This window comes from Pantoea sp. CTOTU50773 (assembly GCF_032082325.1).
In the GTDB taxonomy this organism is placed as follows: domain Bacteria; phylum Pseudomonadota; class Gammaproteobacteria; order Enterobacterales; family Enterobacteriaceae; genus Pantoea; species Pantoea communis.
Genome location: NZ_DAMDQC010000002.1, coordinates 58,419 through 76,546 on the forward strand (window position 1 = coordinate 58,419; position 18,128 = coordinate 76,546).

Here is an 18,128-nt window from a genome sequence, read left to right on the forward strand (position 1 = left end):
TCCTCGAACAGGAAAATATCAAACATTTATTCCGGTAGGTAATTTAATGAAATGAATCATTTCATTTTTGCGATAACGATCAAATTACTGAGAGATTCTCTATCAAATATTGAGATTTGATGACGATTTACTCCGCAATGTCTTCGCACTCCCGGTCCATTTCGGGCATTATTTTGATAACTTACTATCAAACTGGAATCTGTTGATGAGCAAAATCACCATGAACGCTATCGCCAATGCGGCTGGCGTTGGCGTCGCCACGGTGGATCGGGTACTGAATCGGCGGGCTCCGGTTCGAGCGGCCACCGAGCAGAAGGTGTTAGAAGCTGCCAACCGACTGGGTTATCGCATGGCGCCGGTTATGCCTGTCAGCGCTGAGTCGCAGTCCGCGCACGTGACGCTGCGCATGGGTTTTGTGCTGCTATCAAAATCGTATTCGTTCTATCACTCGCTGACAGATGCCCTCAGACAACAGACGCAACCGTTGCATCCTGCGGGCAGTGAGCCACGGTTTTACTGGCATGACATTGATGATGTGGCAGCTGTGGTGGCCTCACTGCACAAGCTGGCGCAAGAGGTGGATGTGATTGGCTTAGTCGCGCTGGATCACCCACTGATCCGCCATGCCATCGAGCAGATATCACGCCAGGGCGTGCGGGTTTACGCCCTGTTCTCCAACTTCTCGCCCTGCGGACATGCGGGGTATTTCGGGTTGGATAATCAGAAAGCCGGACGCACTGCCGGTTGGGTGGCCTCGCATTTGCTGCATCAGCCGGGATCGGTGGGCGTGCTGGTGGGCGACCATCGTTTTACCTGTCAGGAGAGCTGCGAAATCAGCTTCCGCTCCTATCTGCGCGAGCAGGACAGCACCCGACGCGTATTAGAGCCGCTGAAAACCCATGAGTCGATTGATGGCGGCTATCACGCCACGCGTCAGTTGCTGGAAGAGCATGCCGATCTCGCCTTAATCTACGCGCCCTGTGGCGGTATTGAAGGCGTGATTCATGCGTTACGCCAGCAGCCGCAGCGCAAGGTGGCGTTAATCTGTCACGGCCCGGTGAAAGAGGGCGAACTGGCACTGATTGACGGCACAATCACCGTGATGATTCGCCATGAAATTGAGGAAATGGTGCGGCAATTTGTCCGCACGACTCAACAAACTGTCGAATCAGGGGAGCATTTCTCTCAGGTCACGCTGCCGTTTGAGATCATCACGCGTGAGAATCTTTAGCCTCTAAGCACCGAAATCTGGCGACGCGATGAGAAGCGTCAGCCTGATTCGCTCTCCGGCTGGCTGACCGGGAATGCGTTGGCAGTACTTGAGTGGTTGGCCTGAAAGTGGCGCCAGCTATGAATTTGATAGATTATTTATCATTTTAATGATAAAAAATAACATGATCGCTATCAAAAAATGAATGTTTCATGATTGCTGTGGGTGAAATTTTTATTTGATACTTGCGCTATCCAACACCGCAAGGAACGATCATGACGATTCACATTGCTAATGCGCCCTGCAGCTGGGGTGTCGACGATCCTAAAAACCCTTTCCTGCCGCCCTGGCAGAAAGTCCTGTCGGAAGCCGCTCAGGCCGGATACAAAAGCATTGAGCTGGGTCCGTGGACCTATCTGCCGACCGATGCCGCTGAACTGCGTCACCAGCTGGAAGCCCATCAGCTTTCACTGGTGGCGGGCACGATCTTTGACGATCTGGTCAGCGAAGCCAATTTCCCGGCGATGGTTGAACTGACACACAACATCTGTCGCAACCTGTCGCAGGTTCCTACTGCCGAGAAAACCCACGCGGATAATCTGCCCGCACCTTACCTGGTGATTATCGATTTCGGTAACCCTGAGCGTGCCAGATTTGCCGGGCAGTTAGATAAAGCGCCGCGCCTCTCCAGTGAAGAGTGGCAGCGCATGATGCAGCACATCACCACCCTGAGCCAGATTGCCTGGGATGAGTATGGCGTGCGCGCGGTGATCCATCCGCATGCGGGCGGCTGTATTGAGTTCGCCGACGAGCTGGAGCAACTGGTGCAGGACATTCCACACGAGGTAGCCGGTTTGTGTCTCGACACCGGGCATCTCTACTACTCCGGTATGGATCCGATCCCTTATCTGAGCCGTTACTGGGATCGCATCGATTACCTGCATTTTAAAGATGTGAATGACGCAGTCTGGCGCGATGTGATTGCGCGTGGCGTGGACTTCTTTGCCGCCTGCGCCGAAGGGGTGATGTGCCCGATTGGCAAAGGCGCGATTGATTATCCGGCAGTGCGCGCGTTTCTCGCTGAGCGCAACTATCAGGGCTGGATCACCATCGAGCAGGAGCGCGATCCGCGCAACGCCGACACTAGCCTGCGCGACGTCACTGCCAGCCTTCACTACCTGCAATCGGTCGGATTCTGAGGAGATCATCATGATTAACGGCATTAAAGCTCTGGATCGTTCACTGCGCTGGGGCATGGTGGGCGGCGGCGGTACCAGTCAGATTGGCTACATCCATCGTTCATCGGCACTGCGTGATGGCAACTTTGTGTTGCAGGCGGGCGCATTTGATTTTAACGCCGAACGCGGTCGTGCGTTTGGCGTATCACTGGGCGTCGACGCAAATCGCTGCTATCCGGATTATGAAACGATGTTTGCGGCGGAAGCGGCGCGTGCAGACGGCATCGAAGCCGTTTCGATTGCCACGCCGAACAATACCCACTTCATCATTTGCCGTGCGGCACTCAATGCCGGTCTGCATGTGGTGTGTGAGAAGCCTCTTTGCTTCACCACGGAAGAAGCGGACGAGCTGGAAAGACTCTGCGCCGAGAAGAAAAAGATCATCGGTGTGACTTACGGTTATGCCGGCCATCAGCTGATCCAACAGGCGCGCGAGATGATCGCGGAAGGGCTGCTGGGTGAGATCCGCATTATTAATATGCAGTTCGCGCACGGCTTCCATAACGACGCGGTCGAACTGCAAAACGAAAGTACCAGGTGGCGCGTTGATCCACGCTTTGTTGGCCCCAGCTATGTGCTGGGCGATCTGGCGACGCACCCGCTGTTTATCGCCGAAACCATGGTGCCGAAACTGCAGGTGAAACGTCTGTTGTGCAGCCGCCAGAGCTTCGTGAAAACCCGTGCGCCGCTGGAAGATAACGCCTTTGTGATGATGGAGTACGACAACGGCGCGGTTGGCACCATGTGGGCCTCGGCAGTGAACTGTGGCTCGATGCACGGCCAGAAAGTGCGGGTGATTGGTGAGAAGGCCAGTCTGGAGTGGTGGGATGAGCAGCCGAACCAATTGCGCTATGAAGTGCAGGGTGAGCCGCTGCAGATTCTGGAGCGTGGTATGGGCTATCTGCACAAAAGTGCGCTGGCTGATGACCGTATCGGCGGCGGCCATCCGGAGGGGCTGTTTGAAGCCTGGTCAAATCTCTATCGCCGTTTTGCGCTGGCGATGGATGCCACCGATCGCGGTGATGAGGCGTTTCTGGCTGACTTCTGGTATCCCGATGTGCATGCCGGATTGATGGGCGTGCGTTGGGTAGAGCAGTGCGTGAAGTCAGCGGATGCCGGTGCGGTGTGGGTGGATTGCTGATTGAGATGAAGTCAACAAACCGGTCGGCGGCTCTGCCGACCGGGATGCATCAATGCGAACGCAAATCGCTCAGGAAGCGCTGGGCACGTGGGTGCTGCGGTTGGGTGAAGAACTTCTCTGGCGTCGATTTTTCCAGAATTTGCCCCTGATCCATAAACCAGATGGTGTCCGCCACTTCACGCGCGAAATTCATCTCGTGCGTCACGCACATCATCGTCATCCCTTCCTGCGCCAGGCTGCGCATCACCGATAACACTTCACCGACCATTTCAGGATCGAGTGCCGAGGTCGGTTCATCAAACAGCATCACCGGCGGCTTCATTGCCAGCGCACGTGCAATCGCCACGCGCTGCTGCTGGCCGCCAGACAACTGCGCCGGATAGGCGTCTGCTTTGTGTGATAAGCCAACGCGCTCCAGCAACTCACCCGCTTGTTTACGCGCTTCGGCACGCTTCACGCCCAATACTTTCATGGGTGACATCATGATGTTCTCTGCCACCGAGACGTGGGGGAACAGGTTGAAGCTCTGAAACACAAATCCAATGCGGGTGCGTAGATGGTTGAGGCGTGTACTGCTGCCGTGAATGTCGGTGCCATCAAACACGATCTGGCCATTATCAATCGGTTCCAGGCGATTAACGGTGCGGATCAAGGTGGATTTCCCCGACCCGGAAGGACCGCACACCACCACCACTTCACCGGTATTGATTTCGGCGCTCAGGTCAGTCAGCGCCTGATACGCGCCGTACCATTTGTTGACCTGGTTAAACATGATCATCGGGCTCATAGTGGTTCCTTATTGCGAAGAGGTTTTAGTCAGCATCACCGCGGGCGCTACGCTGGGATTCGCCTGCGGCGGTTGGCGACGTTTCTGCGCAATATGCGCTTCAAGTTTGTTAGCCAGCCAGGTGAGGCTGAAGCAGATGATGTAGTAGCTCAGCGCCACAATGGCGAACACCTGGAACGGTTTGGTCAGCAGTTGATTGCTGACCTGATTAGCGGCAAAGGTCAGCTCCGGCACGTTAATCACGTAGCCGAGCGTGGAGTCTTTTATGATCGAAACCAGCTGGCTCACCAGGCTCGGCAAAGTGTTAAACAGCGCCTGCGGCAGAATCACTAAACGCAGGGTTTTCAGGTGGCTCATACCCAGCGCGCGTGACGCTTCATACTGGCCGTGCGGCAGTGCCTGAATGCCGCCACGCACGATCTCAGCGATGTAGGCGCTTTCGTAAATCACCAGCGTACACAGCATGGTGGCGAAGCCGCTGATGTTGTGGCCAATCAGCAACGGGACGCAGAAGTAGGTCCAGAACACCACCATCATCAGCGGAATGCCGCGCAGCAGATACACCCAACAGGTGGCGGGCCAGCTCAGCCAGCGCCACGGCGACAGACGCGCCAGGCCGAGCAACACACCGATGGGGAAGGCCAGCAATACTGCCAGCACGGAGATCAAAAGCGTACAGAGTACGCCGCCCAGCGGACCGTTAGGATACTGGCCCATTAACAGCAGCATGCCGTTGTCATGCAAAATGGTGAAGATCTCAAACATCGCCATTACCTCGCGTAAACGCGCTGGAAGCGGCGGGCCAGCAGCGCGCCCAAGCCCATCAGCAGCAGGGAGAAGAACAGGTAACCCACGGTTGCCACTAAGTAGGATTCGAAGGTACGGAAGGTTTGGTTCTCGATATCACGCGTCACATAGGTGAGGTCTGCCACGCCAATCACCATTGCCAGACTGGTGTTTTTGAACAGCAGCACGGTGTGATTGACCACGGATGGCAGCGCATTGCGCACACCCTGCGGCAAAATCACCGAGTGCATGGCGCGGACATAGCTCATGCCAAGCGCGCGGGCGGCCTCATTCTGTCCGTCTGGAATGGCCCGCAGGCCGCTACGGATATCTTCAGAGAAGTAAGCGGCCTGGCACAGCCCGAGCGCGATAAGAGAAAATAAAAACTCGGCGTTGTAGTCAACGATCATCATCTGCAGCGATTCCGGCAGCAGGGTGGGGATCGCGAAGTACCACATCATCAACTGAATCAGCGTGGGCACATTGCGGTGATAGGAGACATACGCCTTAACCAGCCCAACGGCAAGACGATTCTCCGTCAGGCGGACCACCACCAATAGCAGGGCGAGAACCATCGCCAGCAGCCAGGCACCCAACGCCAGTTCAAGGGTGACCACCGTTCCGTCAACGATCATCTGGCCGTAATGGCCGGTTATCACACTGCTGAAATCAAGTGCCATACAGTTACCTCATTGTACGGTTTTACGCGGTGCGGTCGCCCGGTCGCATAGTGGAAAGACCGCCCGGCACCTGCAGCGTCGGGGTAATTTCGATGTTGCCGATGTTGACGGCGACTGGCGCAGACAGCGCAAAGGCCACGCAGTCGGCAATATCTTTGGCCTGCGGCAGTTCGAACCCATCGATAAAGCGGCGACGCGCCTCATCGTGATCGCCTGAAACGTTGCCGAAAATATCAGTGGCGACGCGGCCTGGGCAGATTTCGGTGATGCGCACACGTTTGCCATAGCAGTCAACGCGCAGCTGGCGTGACAGGGCATGCACCCCGGCTTTGGTGGCGTGATACACCGAGTTGCCGTTGAAGTTGTAGATGGCGGCAATCGAGGTGATGTTGAACACGTGGCCACGGTCACGCGCCATCATGCCCGGCACCAGCAAGCGGCACAGGTGCAGCACGGCACGCAGATTGACATCGACCTGGGTTTCTACCACGTTTTCGTCGGCATCAAGAATCGAACCAGGATGAGAGAGACCTGCATTGTTGACCAGGATATCGATTTCCAGGTCTTTGCACAGCGCGGTCAGCGCATTGACGTCACTGACATCCACGGCATGCGGGATGCAGCCAGTGCGATCGGCCAGCGCGGCCAGTTGCTCTTTACGACGTGCCACCGCGTGCACGGTGATCCCTTCTTTGCACAGGCGCTCAACAATCGCTTCGCCCATACCAGCCGATGCGCCGGTCACCAGCGCGGTTTTGTAATCTGAGAATGGCATTTGTGTTTCCTCGTCTCGCCAGGTGTGTGTCCGGCGTAATGGGTCTTTTTTGACTTTATGCAGTTATGCCGCAAGGGCATAAGACATAAAAACTGTGAGGCGATAAGAGCCCCTTGTAACCGGATTAATGATTAATTATCTGATTGAAGAATAAGAATTTCTTCATCATATTCAACCGCAGATCGCGTTGCAGAGGGGAATGGCTGCACCCGCCCTTTGCAGGGACTGAGCACCGGCACGTACAGGAGGCCGACCTGCACCATCGCCAGCAGATCCTGAGGTTCTACCTGCTGTCCAGGCTGGACAAAATCTTGCTGGCTGTGTGGGTGGCGACGCAGCAGTGTGCCGGGCAGGGGCGCGCCAATGCGATGCGTCACGGGCGGGCACGCTTGCGTCGGGATCTCCGTTGGGGATGAGAAGGAGGGCGGGTCAAACGTCAGACGCACCGACCACTGTTTGCCCTCTAACGCCAGGCTGTTAAGGCCGGATCGTTGCATCTTGCGCGCCAACGCACGCAGCGTCGGCAGCGGTATCGCAGTTTTTTCCATGGAGTTCCCGTCAAAGCGAAACACGCCCGCCGAAGCGGGCAACAGACCGAATCAATCTAGCGCGTTCGTCAGACGGGCAGTAAGAGGGTTTCGCTTTGCGGTGATAAGCGGGTCTTATCCCACCAGGGTCAGTGGATGATTCTCCACGTTGCGGCGCGACATTAGCGACAGCAAAATGGATTTCACTGCTTCAGCAGGCTGGGACAGCGGCAGATGATCTGACATGCAGAACGACAGCGAAGCCTGCACATCCGGCTCGATGATCTTCGCCATCCAGGTATCCCCGTTTTTCAGCATCGCGCGTGCGGCGGATTCCGGCATGATGGTGGTGCCCAGACCGGCACTCAACGCCGCATTCAGGGTGGTTTGCGACTCAATTTCGCACTTCACGCGGTACTGCAGATTGTTCTGCACGAAGGCGTCATCCAGCACTTTGCGCATGATGTTATAGATACGTGGCAGGAACAGATCATATTGCGCGACCTGTGACAGCGGGATCTCTTTCACCGGTTTTGCCAGGCTGAACGGGCAAACGAAGCACAGATCTTCTTTCATCAGCGGCATGAAGCGCAGGCCATGGATGGTGCGATGATCGTAAATCACCGCCATATCCATACGCCCGTTCATGATCAGCTCGCTCAGGGTGGTGCCGAAGTTCTCGTTAAAATAGAGCACGATGCCAGGATGCTGCTGCTGCACTTCCATCATCAGCGGTAGCGCCAGGTTTTGCGCCGCTGTGCCCGGTGCCAGCCCGACGGAAACGCTGCCACTCAGCGCAGCGCCGACCAGATCAATCGCACTTTGCGCCTGTTCGCACTGGCGCAAAATGGACTGTGCATGGGAATAGAGTGTTTTCCCGGCTTCAGTAGGCGTGACACCGCGTTTGGTGCGAATCAACAGCTGTTGATTGACTTCACCTTCCAGCGTAGCCAGTTGCTGGCTCAACGCGGGTTGGGCTATATGCAGGATATCGGCAGCTTGCGTCAGGCTTCCGACGTCAACAATTTTAACAAAGTACTTCAGGCGACGAAGATTCATGGACACTTCCCTCAAACAGAGCGCATATGCTCATCAAGCAAAGTTGATGCCAGGATAAGCTTTCGTTATTGAACTCAGACAGGAGGGTACGGCTACCGGGCCTCCTGAGGCTGGTGCTGAGCTAGTGAGCCGCCGGCATGGCGGGTGTTGAAAAATGCAGCGCTGCACCGAATGAGTGCAGTTGACCCATCAGCATTGCCAGTGACGGGCAAGGAAAATCGTGGGTTCGGGATGTAATCTGGGAAAGAAAGTAACACTTTATTAACATCCCGTCAGGCGTGCGGGCGTGACCTGTCGCGCAATTCTGAGTCAATCTGCCGCCTTTATGGCAGAAGTGTGCAGTCGGTCCAGTCATCGCTTTGTGTTATATCACCACAACAAAGCACTATTATCCGTGGCTTCGGCCCTAATCCTATGCTCAGGGAAAACTGACATCCCCCGAACCCAGGATTGAACATGCCCGAGATAGCCGATCGTTTAAAGAATGTGACCGTTTCCGCCTCCGTTGCCATGACCCAAAAAGCGCGCGATCTCGCGGCGCAGGGCGTTGATGTGGTAGCACTTTCTACCGGCGAACCGGATTTCCCCACGCCGGAACATGCGATTGAAGCCGCCTACGCCGCTGCACGCGCGGGCGACACGCGCTATCCACCGACCGACGGTACGCCTGCGCTGCGCAAAGCTATCCAGCTGAAATTCAAACGGGATAACCAACTGGAGTATGACGTCAGCCAGATTCTGACGGCCGGTGGCGCTAAGCAGATCATCTTTAACGCCATCCTGGCGACCATCAATCCGGGCGACGAAGTGGTGATCCCCACGCCGTCATGGATCAGCTATGCCGATATCGTGAAATTTGCCGGTGGTGTTCCGGTGCCGCTGCCGTGTGCGCAGGAGAATGGCTTTAAACCACTGCCAGCGGATCTGGATGCGGCGATCACTGACAAGACCAAATGGCTACTGCTGAACTATCCGAGCAACCCAACCGGTTCGGTGGCTAGCAAAGCCGAGTTGCAGGCGCTGGGTGACGTGCTGCTGCGCCATCCACAGGTGTGGATTATGACGGATGATATCTATGAACATCTGATCTATGACGATGTGCGTTTCTATACCCTGGCGCAGGTTGAACCGCGCCTGTATGACCGTGTACTGACGGTGAACGGCGTATCGAAAGCCTATTCGATGACAGGCTGGCGTCTGGGCTTTTGCGGTGGTCCTGCGCCATTAATTAAAGCCATGAGCAATGTGAACACCCAGAACAGCGGCGGCGTCTGTACCCTGACGCAGGCGGCAGCGGTGGCGGTGCTGGAAGGTCCACAAGATCTGTTGCAGGAGCGCGCACGCATTTACCGTGAACGTCGTGATTACGTGCTGGAGCGTCTGACCTCGATTGATGGCCTGCGCTGCCATAAGCCAGAAGGCGCATTTTATCTGTTTGTAAACATTGAAGGGCTGATCGGCAAGACCAGTGCCGGTGGACGCTTCATCAGCAACGATGCCGATTTTGTGCTGGCGCTGATTGAAGAGCAGCACGTGGTGACGGTGCAGGGTGCGGCTTATGGCATGAGCCCGTATTTCCGCTTGTCCTACGCCACCAGCATGGAGCGCTTAGAGACGGGCTGCGATCGTATTGCGGCATTCTGCGCTGGCTGCCGTTAAACGAAAGGCGAAAAAAATGGCTGCCGATGGGGCAGCCATTTTTATTTGGGCGATTCAAAAAAACTTATTGAGCAAGCACCTCTGCCGCCGGCGCCACCTGATGGCCGCTGGCTTCGATTTCACTGCGTACGATGGTGGCGAGGGCCAGTGAGCCTGGCGTATCGCTGTGCACCAGGATCGACCGGGCACGCACGGCTATCACTTCCCCTTCGAAGGTGGTGACGGTGCCATGCTGCAGGAACTGCCGCACGCGGGCACGCAGCGCCGCTTCCTCTTTGATCACCGAGCCGGCAATGCCACGCGGCACTAAACGGCCCTGTGCATCGTAAGCGCGGTCGGCGAGGAACAGCGTCAGGGTTTTCAGGCCCGCTGCCTGTGCCGCTCGCTCAATGATGGTATCGGGTTGTGCGAACACAATCAGATCCGCATTGATACGGGCGACGAGCGTCATGACCTGCTGCGCTAATGCCTCGTCGCGATTGACGATATTGCCCATCGCAGCGTGGAAGCTGAAGTGCGACACCTTCGTGCCTTCTGCCTGAGCAATCGCTGTCAGCGCGCCGAGTTGATAAGCGACCTGCTGGCAGATCTCTTCGGCACTGAACGGCAGCTCGCGACGACCGAAGCCCTGGCGATCGGGCAAGCCAGGATGCGCACCAATGCCGACACCATTCTCTTTCGCCAGTCGCACCATTCGGGTCATGATCGCCGGATCGCCGGCGTGGAATCCGCAGGCGATATTAGCTGAGGAGACCACTTTCATCAGCGCGGCGTCATCGCACAGTTGATAAACGCCGAAGCCTTCGCCCATATCGGAGTTCACATCAATCTTCATGGTTTGGGTTCCTTCGGAAAATTATGCGGTTAACGCTTTACGCAGCGGTGGGCAGCTCACACGTAAGCGGCTCAGCCAGCGTGTGACTTCCTGATCAATGGCGATGGCCTCACGCGTATCGCTCTGGATCAGCTGGATCGATTGGCCGGGTAATACCTGTCCTAAACGCCACAGATCCTGCTCAATCACCCCGGCGATCTTGGGATAACCGCCCGCCGTGTTGGCATCGCTGAGCTGAATGATCGGCTCGCCGCCAGGCGGCACCTGCACAATGCCGGGAATCAACCCGTAAGAACGCATCTCAATGGTTTTTGACGGGAAAATCGGATCGCCCGCCAGTCGATATCCGGTGCGATTGCTTTGATTGGAGACCTGCCATGATTGCTGCCAGAAGCGACCGGCATCGGCAGCAAACAAGGGATATTCGCCGGATGGAATGGCGCGCAGCTGAATCTCACCTGCGCTGTTACGCGGGAAATGTGCACGCAGGGCGCTGTCGGGCGGCTCAATGCCAATACCGCTGCTGGGCAACGGGGATGCCTGTGTTTCACCCAGCGCCAACCGGTCGCCACGCTTCAGCGGGCGGCCTTCCAGGCCACCAAAGCCACCACGAAGTGCCGTGCTGCGCGAACCCAGCACCATTGGCACATCAATGCCGCCTGTTATACAGAGATAACCGCGTGCGCCACTGCGCGGGTAACGCATTTCCAGCACCTGTCCGGCACGCACGCCGCAGCCCCACCAGGGCGGCAACGGCGCACCGTCTAAAGTGGCGCGACAATCCGCACCTGTTACCGCAATGCTGCTGTCCTGCAAAAAACGCACACGGAATGGGAACAGCTGAACTTCAATGGCGGCGGCATTTTCTTCATTGCCGAGCAGCAGATTTCCGGCGCGCAGTGCCAGCGGATCCATCACACCACTCACCGAGACGCCCATATGGCGGAAGTTGAAACGCCCCAGATCCTGAACCGTGTTCAGGGCGCCGCTCTGTTCAATTTCGATCACAGTTCAATCCTCTGCGGCAGAAAACGGATACGATCGCCCGGTGCCATTAGCGCGGGGGATTCTGCCATTGGATCAAACACTTCCAGCTCGGCAAAACCGATGGCGTTCCAGCCGTTGGGGCCGGTCAGCGCTGAAACACCGGCCTGGGCGCCGCCAATGGTAACGGTGCCTTTCAACATGCTGAGCGAGGGGACTTTCTTGCGTGGCGTGGCTAATTGCGGATCGAGCCCATGCAAGTAACCAAATCCCGGCGCGCTGCCAAGAGCAAACACGGTGTATTCGCTTTGATGGTGACGGCGCACCACTTCGCGTGCGCTGAACCCGGTGTGACGACAAACCGCATCCAGATCGGTGGCGTGCTCGCCGCCGTAATAGACCGGGATTTCAATCAGTTTGCCCTGAGGGCTAATCGCCTGTGCCTGATCCCAGGCGGCATGCAGCGAAGCACGAACGGCGGCTTCGTCCTCGGGGATGTGTCGGAACAGCACCAGCAGATTAGTGACGCCGGGGATCAAGGCTTCAACCGCCGCATCCGACTGCAGCAAACGCGCTAATGACCAGATGCGTCGCTGGGCGGAAAGATCAAATCCACCCGGTGCTTCCACCAGCCACGCACGGGCGCCAATGGTGGAAAGGGCGATCGCAGAGGAACAAGCCAGCGCGGGTGCGCTGGCGGGCTGGATATCAGAGTGCGACATCACGGGCATGATTATTCCAGTGGTTCAAATTTCAGGCTGGAGAGCGGCTGTACGCGCTCTTCGCGCACCATTTTGTATTCGGTATTTGGCCCAATCCAGGTGTTCCAGATTTTGTCGATGGTGCCATCGTCGTCCATCGCTTTCAGGCCGCTGTTAACGCTGGCCAGCAGGGCCGGTTCATCCTTTTTCATGCCGACACCAATCGGTTCCAGCGCCATCGGCTCTTTCACCATCGCCAGATTGATGCCGTCTTTTTTCGCCTGGGCGATGGTTTTCATCCCGGTCATGGTGTTAGTGACAAAGCCCACCGATTTGTTCTGCTCCAGCGCCAGGAAGGCGGAGGCAGAATCCTGGAAGGTGACGGCTTTACCGCCTTTGATGTGGATCGATTGCTCTGACGTGGTACCCTTGGTGGCGCTGATACGTTTGCCTTTGAAATAGTCCAGTGGTTTATCTGCCAGCGGCGCTTTCACCAGCAGCATCTCTTTCGCCACGTAGTAAGGATCGCTGAACTGGATCTGATTACCACGCGTTTTGGTGTAGGCCAGGTTAGCAATCAACACATCGGCACGGCCGGTGGCGATCACCGCGATACGCGCTTCAACAGAGGTCGGCACCAGAGTCAGTTTGACGTTCATCTGCTTGGCCAGAGCGTGACACAGGTCGATATCCATGCCAGCCAGCTGGCGCGTTTGTGGATCCGGCGAAGAGAAGGGCGGTACGTCGGAGTAAACGGCGCATTTCAATTCACCGCTCGATTTAATGTTCGCCATCATATCTGCCTGCGCCGCCGAAACAGCCAGCAACGGCAGCATTGCCAAGCCAATGGTGGTCACTCTTTTCATGGTCATGTGCTTTCCCTCAATGGTGGATACTGCTTGGGAGCGCAAAATCTCGCTTTTCTGGACTATATCGGCTTTGTTTTGCGGCGAAAAAGAGGGAAAGCGTGTTATGCAATAGGGAAATGATATGACCGATGGCGATAAGTTATTTCTATTCAGGCAGAGCGAAAAAGTGTTATCCAGCGCACATTTTTCTCCCTAGTGTAAGCCGCGTTGTCCTCTCGGCAACCCCGCCGATTGCACGTGGTAGAGAGAGAAGAGTGAGAGCATGAATCCCCGATTAGGCGTGTTATTAAAGATATTCGCCGCACTCAGCGCTACGCTGATGCTGGCCTGTGTTAAAGGTCTGAACGGTGCTATCCCCACCGGCGAAGTGATTTTTTTCCGCAGCTTTATCGCGCTATTTCCCCTGTTAATCTGGCTGAGAGTGCAGGGGAACGTGCTGGAGAATCTCAAAACGCGCAATTTGTTTGGCCATTTCATTCGCGGTTTCTCCGGCACAGGCGGCATGTTTTTTAACTATCTGGCGCTGGTGTATATCTCGCTGGCTGATGCCACGGCACTGAGTTACGCCGCACCGCTTTTCACAGTAATCATGGCGGCGATGCTATTGAAGGAACGGGTGCGCGTGTCGCGCTGGGTGGCCGTGGTGGTGGGATTGTCGGGCATACTGATTATGCTCTCCTCCAGTCTTGCGGCTAGCGGCGGCGTGCCGGCAGGTGGCGCCAGCAGTACCACGGCCAGCCTTGGTGTTGCTTTTGCATTGATTGCCGCACTCTGTACGGCCACCTCGAATGTGCAAATCCGTTTTTTGAATGGCATCGAAAAACCGGGCGCGATCGTGTTCTATTTTTCGCTGATGACGACGTTGATTGGCCTGGCAACGGTATTTTTCGGCTGGATTAAGCCCACTGGCTTGCAGTGGCTGCTGTTGGTGGGCTGTGGTTTATTTGGCGGTCTGGCACAGATTCTGGTGACACTCAGCCTGCGCTATGCTGATGCCTCGCTGCTGGCACCGTTTGATTACACTACGCTGGTGTGGTCGATGCTGATTGGCTATCTGTTCCTTAATAGTCTGCCAGGCACGACAACCCTCTTCGGTGCATCGATTGTGGCACTGGCAGGAATCTTTGCGGTATGGCGTGAAAACCGTCAGCGCAAATTGGCGATGGTGAGCAGTACACCGTGATGCGGTGTGTTAGCCGCTGCGCAGTTTGCAATACCAGGTCGCCATAGCGGGCGACCTGGATAACACAGCGCTCGTGCGCTTATCGATAAACATCATCGATAATTTCTACCTGCTTGTTTTGCAGTGCTTCTGCCAGCCAACCGCGTTCCAGTGAACCGGTTTTCGCCAGCTCAAAGTTATGCTCATCAACAATCAGGTAAGCTTGTGCCGCTTCGAGAATGCGCGCGGCATCCTGCCGGGGAATGACGATCACGCCGTCGGCATCGCCTAATACGATATCGCCAGGTGAAACGTGAATTTTACCGCAGGCAATCGGCACGTTGATTTCGCCTGGGCCATCTTTGAAAGGGCCACCTGGCGTATGTCCGGCGGCATAAATCGGGAAATCCATACGTGATAAGCCCTCAATATCACGCACCGGGCCGTCCAGCACGATGCCTTCCATACCGCGCTGTCTGGCATAAGTGGCCATCACTTCGCCCATCAGCGATTGGCTACGATCGCCCTCATTCGACAGGATGATCACATCGTTCGGCCCGGCCAGATCCAGCGCTTTATGCAACATCAGGTTATCGCCAGAGCGCGCTTTTACCGTCACCGCCAGGCCGCACATGATGGGGGTTTTAGGCGCCGTTTTCAGGCTGATCTCTGCCGATAGCGCAGGCAAGCGACTCATGCAGTCGGCGACTACCGCCGCGGGTAAACGGCGGAACGCTTCCAGTAAGGGTTCAGCATCGGAGGGACGGCGTAAATAAATACGATTTCCTGCGGTCATTTTATTTCTCCTGTCAGGGTTATTAACTTGTGATCGATAAAGGATGACCAGCAAATTTCGCCGGTTAATAAATTTAACTTTATTTGTAGATGATCATGTGATGAATGATTTTCTGAATTCAGGAGAGTGTAAAGGATTAGTGATGTGTTACGAATGCGTTGTTACAGCTAACAAAATCAGGATCACGGAATAATATTCACACCGTATTTAACTTACTGATTAATAATTTTATTGGATATGGTTATGGCTAGATATATTTAAAGTATGGTCAGGTGTATTGCATATTTTATATTTAATCCGCCGAAGGACATGTACGGCGGGGAAATCAATCAAGGCTTCAAATCACCGTACCAATAAGATGCCGTCACGCCGCCATCCATCAGAAAATCACTGCCGCTGATGTAGCCGCCTTCTGGTCCTATTATGAGGGCTGCCAGCGCTGCAACTTCGTCGGCGGTGCCGCCGCGACCGACGGGTGATTTTGCCAGCATATTGCGATAGCCCGCGCCGCGTGGGCCATTTAGCTCATCATTCGCTAAGGGTTTAAAGATAATGCCGGGGCTGATGCTGTTGACACGCGCGCCACGCTGGCCCCACTTCGTCGCTTCGGCCATAACCCGCAGAGCGTTACCGCGTTTGGCATATTGATAGGCCAACAGAGGATCACTGAAAGCGGTGTTCTGCAAAAATGGCAGGCTGAGCAAATCCTCTGTTGGCGTGATAGCTAACGCTTCATTTTGTTCAACCGTGAGCGCAGGCAGTCGATGGCCGGATTGAGAGGCAATCACGATTCCGCAACCGCCTGACGCCATGTGCGGACCGAACTCTTCCAGCACCACGGCAGTACCGTAAAGATCGACTTGTAAAATGGTGGCGGGGCTGGCTTGAGAAGGCGAGACTCCAGCCGAGTGAATCACTCCTTTGATAACACCCAGCGCAGTGGCCTGCTGCACCAGATGTTGAATCGATTGGCGCGAACTGACATCGACTTGGCTGGTTTCTACCGTAAAGCCGGCATCACGTAAGGTTTGTGCGGCAGCCGCACATTTTCTCGAATTGAGGTCCGCCAGCAGCACAGTTTTGCCCTGACTCACGCGACGCGCGATGGCTTGTCCAATCGCACCCGCGCCAATAACCACCATAATTTCTTTCATTGTCTCTCCTGCCTTGAGGAATAAGTGATGCGGCAAGCATAGCGGGGAAGGCCATTGATGACTGTAGGGCCAATTGGCATGAGCTTATGAATGCTGCTCATGGGTTCTGAGCTTTAGGGGCGGGACCTATGACTAACTGCACTTTGCAGGCTGTTTGCAGTTTTATTCGCGATGTATCTCAGTTCAACATTATTTCAAACTCACTTAAGCGTTCAGGTATTGAAAAAGGGTAAGTTTCAAATATAACTTCTAGTTTATATCCAAGGCGTATAAACTACAGTTCATGTGAGGGACTTTTGAACAACTGGAGCGTTGATACAACGGAGCATTTTGCAGCGTGGCTAAAAGCGCAGGATGATGAAATGATTGAAGATGTACTCGCAAGCCTGGAAGTGTTGAAAATCTTCGGCCCTCATTTAGGGCGGCCTGATGTAAACACCATCATCGGCTCTCAATATGCAAACATGAAAGAATTGCGCGTGCAAAGTAATGGTAGGCCTGTTCGGGCGTTCTTCGCATTCGATCCCAGAAGGAAGGGGATCGTCTTGTGTGCAGGGGACAAAACGGGGATCAATCAGAAGCGGTTTTACCGATCAATGATCAAATTAGCAGATCAAGAATACAGCAAGCATTTGAGAGGAATAATACATGCCTAAACTGGAAGAACTCATTGCACAACGATCTCCAGAATCACAGAAGAGAATTAAGGCTAAAGTCGCGGATAAAATTATTGAGGTTCAATTACGACACTTACGCGAAGAGCTTGAGCTCTCACAAGTACAGTTAGCCGAGAAAATGGGCGTTTCACAGCCAGCCATAGCAGCTATTGAAGCCCGAGGCGATGATATAAAACTCTCAAGCCTAAAAAAGTATGTTGAGGCATTAGGCGGAAAGCTGAGCTTGAACGTTGAACTACCTACGGGCGATGGGCGAACTTTTCTGCTTTGACATTAATAAGTTTCTCTATTTCATTTGGATGAATGGTGAAGATTTTCGGTTGCAGGTCGTTTGAGGATGCCGTGAGGCATCCTGCAGCTTATCTTGATGCGATTATGTTCATTGATGCTGTTTAAATATCTAAGACAGCGGCTTTGCAGAAAGCACCCACTTCTTGTTGTGCAAAGGTAACATTGATAACTTCCATTACCATTCTGATTTCTCCTCCCTGAGCGGTTTATCTTTTCGTTGCCCTGAAGCTCTCCGCCTTTGTTTACCCTGCAGCTTTGCAAGTTGAATCGGGGATATCTCCTGACGCGGCAGAAACAGCTCCAGCTTTTCGGTGAGATCCAACGCTACCATGATGGCGATAAAGACATCGAACGGCACTTTTCCTTTTTCAGCATTGAGCACAGACTTACGTGCAACACCTGCGCGCTCAGCAACCTCCGTCTGCGTTAAGTCACGATTTAGACGGGCTTGCTTGAGTCGCTGGCCAATTTCTTCAGCCAGTGCAGATGCGGAAGGAGTAGTCATATCTTTAAAGTCCCAATGTAGACACTTTATCGTCGGTCATGCGTTTAATGTCCAAATTATAGGACTCTATCGGATCATTGTCATGATAAATGGATGTATTGTAGAGTCCCTTATATAGCACTTTATGAGGATTAAAGGTGAGTTAAGTCCTTAAAGTGGGACATAATAAAGTTGAGGGGGGCTAAGGGATTAAGTTTTGAAAACGTCATACGCAGAAAAGCAAAAACCCAGCCATAAGCTGGGTTTTCAGAATGTTGGTGCCCGGACGCGGAATCGAACCACGGACACGGGG

The 18,128-nt window shown here is 54.8% G+C and carries 20 protein-coding genes; 7 read left to right on the plus strand and 13 right to left on the minus strand.

Annotated features, from left to right (window positions below; all coding sequences use genetic code 11):
• Positions 1 to 205 precede the first annotated feature (205 nt).
• The 3 genes from RT340_RS00770 (at position 206) to RT340_RS00780 (ending at position 3,589) form a co-directional block, all read left to right on the plus strand.
• Positions 206 to 1,231: a LacI family DNA-binding transcriptional regulator gene (locus RT340_RS00770; RefSeq protein ID WP_097119002.1), complete on the plus strand. Its 1,026-nt coding sequence runs from the start codon at positions 206 to 208 to the stop codon at positions 1,229 to 1,231.
• A 254-nt stretch (positions 1,232 to 1,485) separates the two neighbouring features.
• Positions 1,486 to 2,409: a TIM barrel protein gene (locus RT340_RS00775; RefSeq protein ID WP_097119003.1), complete on the plus strand. Its 924-nt coding sequence runs from the start codon at positions 1,486 to 1,488 to the stop codon at positions 2,407 to 2,409.
• A gap of 10 nt (positions 2,410 to 2,419) precedes the next feature.
• Entirely contained in the window at positions 2,420 to 3,589 is a 1,170-nt protein-coding gene (locus RT340_RS00780; protein ID WP_313373482.1) for a Gfo/Idh/MocA family oxidoreductase, read from the plus strand.
• Positions 3,590 to 3,638: 49 nt separating this feature from the next.
• Here the strand turns inward: RT340_RS00780 and RT340_RS00785 are convergent, their stop codons facing one another.
• The 6 genes from RT340_RS00785 to nac form a co-directional block, all read right to left on the minus strand.
• Complete coding sequence (locus tag RT340_RS00785; protein ID WP_045816006.1) at positions 3,639 to 4,376, minus strand: amino acid ABC transporter ATP-binding protein; 738 nt, start codon at positions 4,374 to 4,376, stop codon at positions 3,639 to 3,641.
• 9 nt (positions 4,377 to 4,385) lie between these two features.
• Complete coding sequence (locus tag RT340_RS00790; protein ID WP_034826721.1) at positions 4,386 to 5,141, minus strand: amino acid ABC transporter permease; 756 nt, start codon at positions 5,139 to 5,141, stop codon at positions 4,386 to 4,388.
• Between the two features lie 5 nt (positions 5,142 to 5,146).
• The gene (locus tag RT340_RS00795; RefSeq protein ID WP_058961854.1) at positions 5,147 to 5,842 is read right to left on the minus strand and encodes an amino acid ABC transporter permease; all 696 of its coding nucleotides are present in this window, start codon (positions 5,840 to 5,842) and stop codon (positions 5,147 to 5,149) included.
• Positions 5,843 to 5,864: 22 nt separating this feature from the next.
• Positions 5,865 to 6,617, minus strand: a complete 753-nt coding sequence (locus RT340_RS00800; protein ID WP_160868463.1) for an SDR family oxidoreductase — start codon at positions 6,615 to 6,617, stop codon at positions 5,865 to 5,867.
• A gap of 131 nt (positions 6,618 to 6,748) precedes the next feature.
• A complete protein-coding gene (locus tag RT340_RS00805) occupies positions 6,749 to 7,165 on the minus strand; it encodes an acetyl-CoA carboxylase biotin carboxyl carrier protein (protein WP_058961856.1) in 417 nt (138 codons plus the stop codon).
• A 114-nt stretch (positions 7,166 to 7,279) separates the two neighbouring features.
• The gene (nac, locus tag RT340_RS00810; protein ID WP_034826712.1) at positions 7,280 to 8,203 is read right to left on the minus strand and encodes a nitrogen assimilation transcriptional regulator NAC; all 924 of its coding nucleotides are present in this window, start codon (positions 8,201 to 8,203) and stop codon (positions 7,280 to 7,282) included.
• 456 nt (positions 8,204 to 8,659) lie between these two features.
• On the opposite strand from nac, the gene RT340_RS00815 reads away from it, so the two are divergent.
• Positions 8,660 to 9,862, plus strand: coding sequence for a pyridoxal phosphate-dependent aminotransferase (locus RT340_RS00815; protein ID WP_034826708.1), 1,203 nt, complete (start codon positions 8,660 to 8,662; stop codon positions 9,860 to 9,862).
• A 64-nt stretch (positions 9,863 to 9,926) separates the two neighbouring features.
• Here RT340_RS00815 and RT340_RS00820 read toward each other — a convergent pair whose 3' ends face one another.
• From RT340_RS00820 to RT340_RS00835, 4 genes are read right to left on the minus strand one after another with little or no spacing between them, the layout of a single operon-like run.
• Positions 9,927 to 10,697 carry a 5-oxoprolinase subunit PxpA gene (locus RT340_RS00820; RefSeq protein ID WP_058961858.1) on the minus strand — a complete coding sequence of 257 codons (771 nt, stop codon included), beginning with the start codon at positions 10,695 to 10,697 and terminating at the stop codon, positions 9,927 to 9,929.
• 21 nt (positions 10,698 to 10,718) lie between these two features.
• Positions 10,719 to 11,705 (minus strand): biotin-dependent carboxyltransferase family protein, encoded by a 987-nt coding sequence (locus RT340_RS00825; protein ID WP_313373486.1) that lies wholly within the window; start codon positions 11,703 to 11,705, stop codon positions 10,719 to 10,721.
• On the minus strand, positions 11,702 to 12,403 hold the full coding sequence (pxpB, locus tag RT340_RS00830) for a 5-oxoprolinase subunit PxpB (RefSeq protein WP_409566081.1): 702 nt from the start codon (positions 12,401 to 12,403) through the stop codon (positions 11,702 to 11,704). The genes RT340_RS00825 and pxpB overlap by 4 nt, the downstream gene beginning before the upstream one ends.
• Before the next feature lie 11 nt (positions 12,404 to 12,414).
• Positions 12,415 to 13,254 (minus strand): transporter substrate-binding domain-containing protein, encoded by an 840-nt coding sequence (locus RT340_RS00835; RefSeq protein WP_058961861.1) that lies wholly within the window; start codon positions 13,252 to 13,254, stop codon positions 12,415 to 12,417.
• 259 nt (positions 13,255 to 13,513) lie between these two features.
• On the opposite strand from RT340_RS00835, the gene RT340_RS00840 reads away from it, so the two are divergent.
• A complete protein-coding gene (locus tag RT340_RS00840) occupies positions 13,514 to 14,434 on the plus strand; it encodes a DMT family transporter (protein ID WP_313373490.1) in 921 nt (306 codons plus the stop codon).
• Between the two features lie 79 nt (positions 14,435 to 14,513).
• Here the strand turns inward: RT340_RS00840 and RT340_RS00845 are convergent, their stop codons facing one another.
• A complete protein-coding gene (locus tag RT340_RS00845) occupies positions 14,514 to 15,209 on the minus strand; it encodes an RraA family protein (protein ID WP_313373492.1) in 696 nt (231 codons plus the stop codon).
• Positions 15,210 to 15,538: 329 nt separating this feature from the next.
• Positions 15,539 to 16,363, minus strand: coding sequence for an SDR family oxidoreductase (locus RT340_RS00850; RefSeq protein WP_313373494.1), 825 nt, complete (start codon positions 16,361 to 16,363; stop codon positions 15,539 to 15,541).
• Positions 16,364 to 16,659: 296 nt separating this feature from the next.
• On the opposite strand from RT340_RS00850, the gene RT340_RS00855 reads away from it, so the two are divergent.
• The gene (locus tag RT340_RS00855; RefSeq protein ID WP_313373496.1) at positions 16,660 to 17,019 is read left to right on the plus strand and encodes a type II toxin-antitoxin system RelE/ParE family toxin; all 360 of its coding nucleotides are present in this window, start codon (positions 16,660 to 16,662) and stop codon (positions 17,017 to 17,019) included.
• Positions 17,012 to 17,311, plus strand: a complete 300-nt coding sequence (locus RT340_RS00860; protein WP_034826692.1) for a helix-turn-helix domain-containing protein — start codon at positions 17,012 to 17,014, stop codon at positions 17,309 to 17,311. Before RT340_RS00855 ends, RT340_RS00860 begins: the two co-directional genes overlap by 8 nt.
• A gap of 195 nt (positions 17,312 to 17,506) precedes the next feature.
• Here RT340_RS00860 and RT340_RS00865 read toward each other — a convergent pair whose 3' ends face one another.
• On the minus strand, positions 17,507 to 17,836 hold the full coding sequence (locus RT340_RS00865; protein ID WP_045831892.1) for a helix-turn-helix domain-containing protein: 330 nt from the start codon (positions 17,834 to 17,836) through the stop codon (positions 17,507 to 17,509).
• Positions 17,837 to 18,128: the final 292 nt, after the last annotated feature.

Excerpts from the sequence above, each read along its gene's own strand:
- RT340_RS00770 (WP_097119002.1), top strand. The coding sequence starts at position 206 with ATGAGCAAAATCACCATGAACGCTATCGCCAATGCGGCTGGCGTTGGC.
- RT340_RS00775 (WP_097119003.1), top strand. The coding sequence starts at position 1,486 with ATGACGATTCACATTGCTAATGCGCCCTGCAGCTGGGGTGTCGACGAT.
- RT340_RS00780 (WP_313373482.1), top strand. The coding sequence starts at position 2,420 with ATGATTAACGGCATTAAAGCTCTGGATCGTTCACTGCGCTGGGGCATG.
- RT340_RS00785 (WP_045816006.1), bottom strand. The coding sequence starts at position 4,376 with ATGAGCCCGATGATCATGTTTAACCAGGTCAACAAATGGTACGGCGCG.
- RT340_RS00790 (WP_034826721.1), bottom strand. The coding sequence starts at position 5,141 with ATGTTTGAGATCTTCACCATTTTGCATGACAACGGCATGCTGCTGTTA.
- RT340_RS00795 (WP_058961854.1), bottom strand. The coding sequence starts at position 5,842 with ATGGCACTTGATTTCAGCAGTGTGATAACCGGCCATTACGGCCAGATG.
- RT340_RS00800 (WP_160868463.1), bottom strand. The coding sequence starts at position 6,617 with ATGCCATTCTCAGATTACAAAACCGCGCTGGTGACCGGCGCATCGGCT.
- RT340_RS00805 (WP_058961856.1), bottom strand. The coding sequence starts at position 7,165 with ATGGAAAAAACTGCGATACCGCTGCCGACGCTGCGTGCGTTGGCGCGC.
- nac (WP_034826712.1), bottom strand. The coding sequence starts at position 8,203 with ATGAATCTTCGTCGCCTGAAGTACTTTGTTAAAATTGTTGACGTCGGA.
- RT340_RS00815 (WP_034826708.1), top strand. The coding sequence starts at position 8,660 with ATGCCCGAGATAGCCGATCGTTTAAAGAATGTGACCGTTTCCGCCTCC.
- RT340_RS00820 (WP_058961858.1), bottom strand. The coding sequence starts at position 10,697 with ATGAAGATTGATGTGAACTCCGATATGGGCGAAGGCTTCGGCGTTTAT.
- pxpB (WP_409566081.1), bottom strand. The coding sequence starts at position 12,403 with ATGTCGCACTCTGATATCCAGCCCGCCAGCGCACCCGCGCTGGCTTGT.
- RT340_RS00835 (WP_058961861.1), bottom strand. The coding sequence starts at position 13,254 with ATGACCATGAAAAGAGTGACCACCATTGGCTTGGCAATGCTGCCGTTG.
- RT340_RS00840 (WP_313373490.1), top strand. The coding sequence starts at position 13,514 with ATGAATCCCCGATTAGGCGTGTTATTAAAGATATTCGCCGCACTCAGC.
- RT340_RS00845 (WP_313373492.1), bottom strand. The coding sequence starts at position 15,209 with ATGACCGCAGGAAATCGTATTTATTTACGCCGTCCCTCCGATGCTGAA.
- RT340_RS00850 (WP_313373494.1), bottom strand. The coding sequence starts at position 16,363 with ATGAAAGAAATTATGGTGGTTATTGGCGCGGGTGCGATTGGACAAGCC.
- RT340_RS00860 (WP_034826692.1), top strand. The coding sequence starts at position 17,012 with ATGCCTAAACTGGAAGAACTCATTGCACAACGATCTCCAGAATCACAG.
- RT340_RS00865 (WP_045831892.1), bottom strand. The coding sequence starts at position 17,836 with ATGACTACTCCTTCCGCATCTGCACTGGCTGAAGAAATTGGCCAGCGA.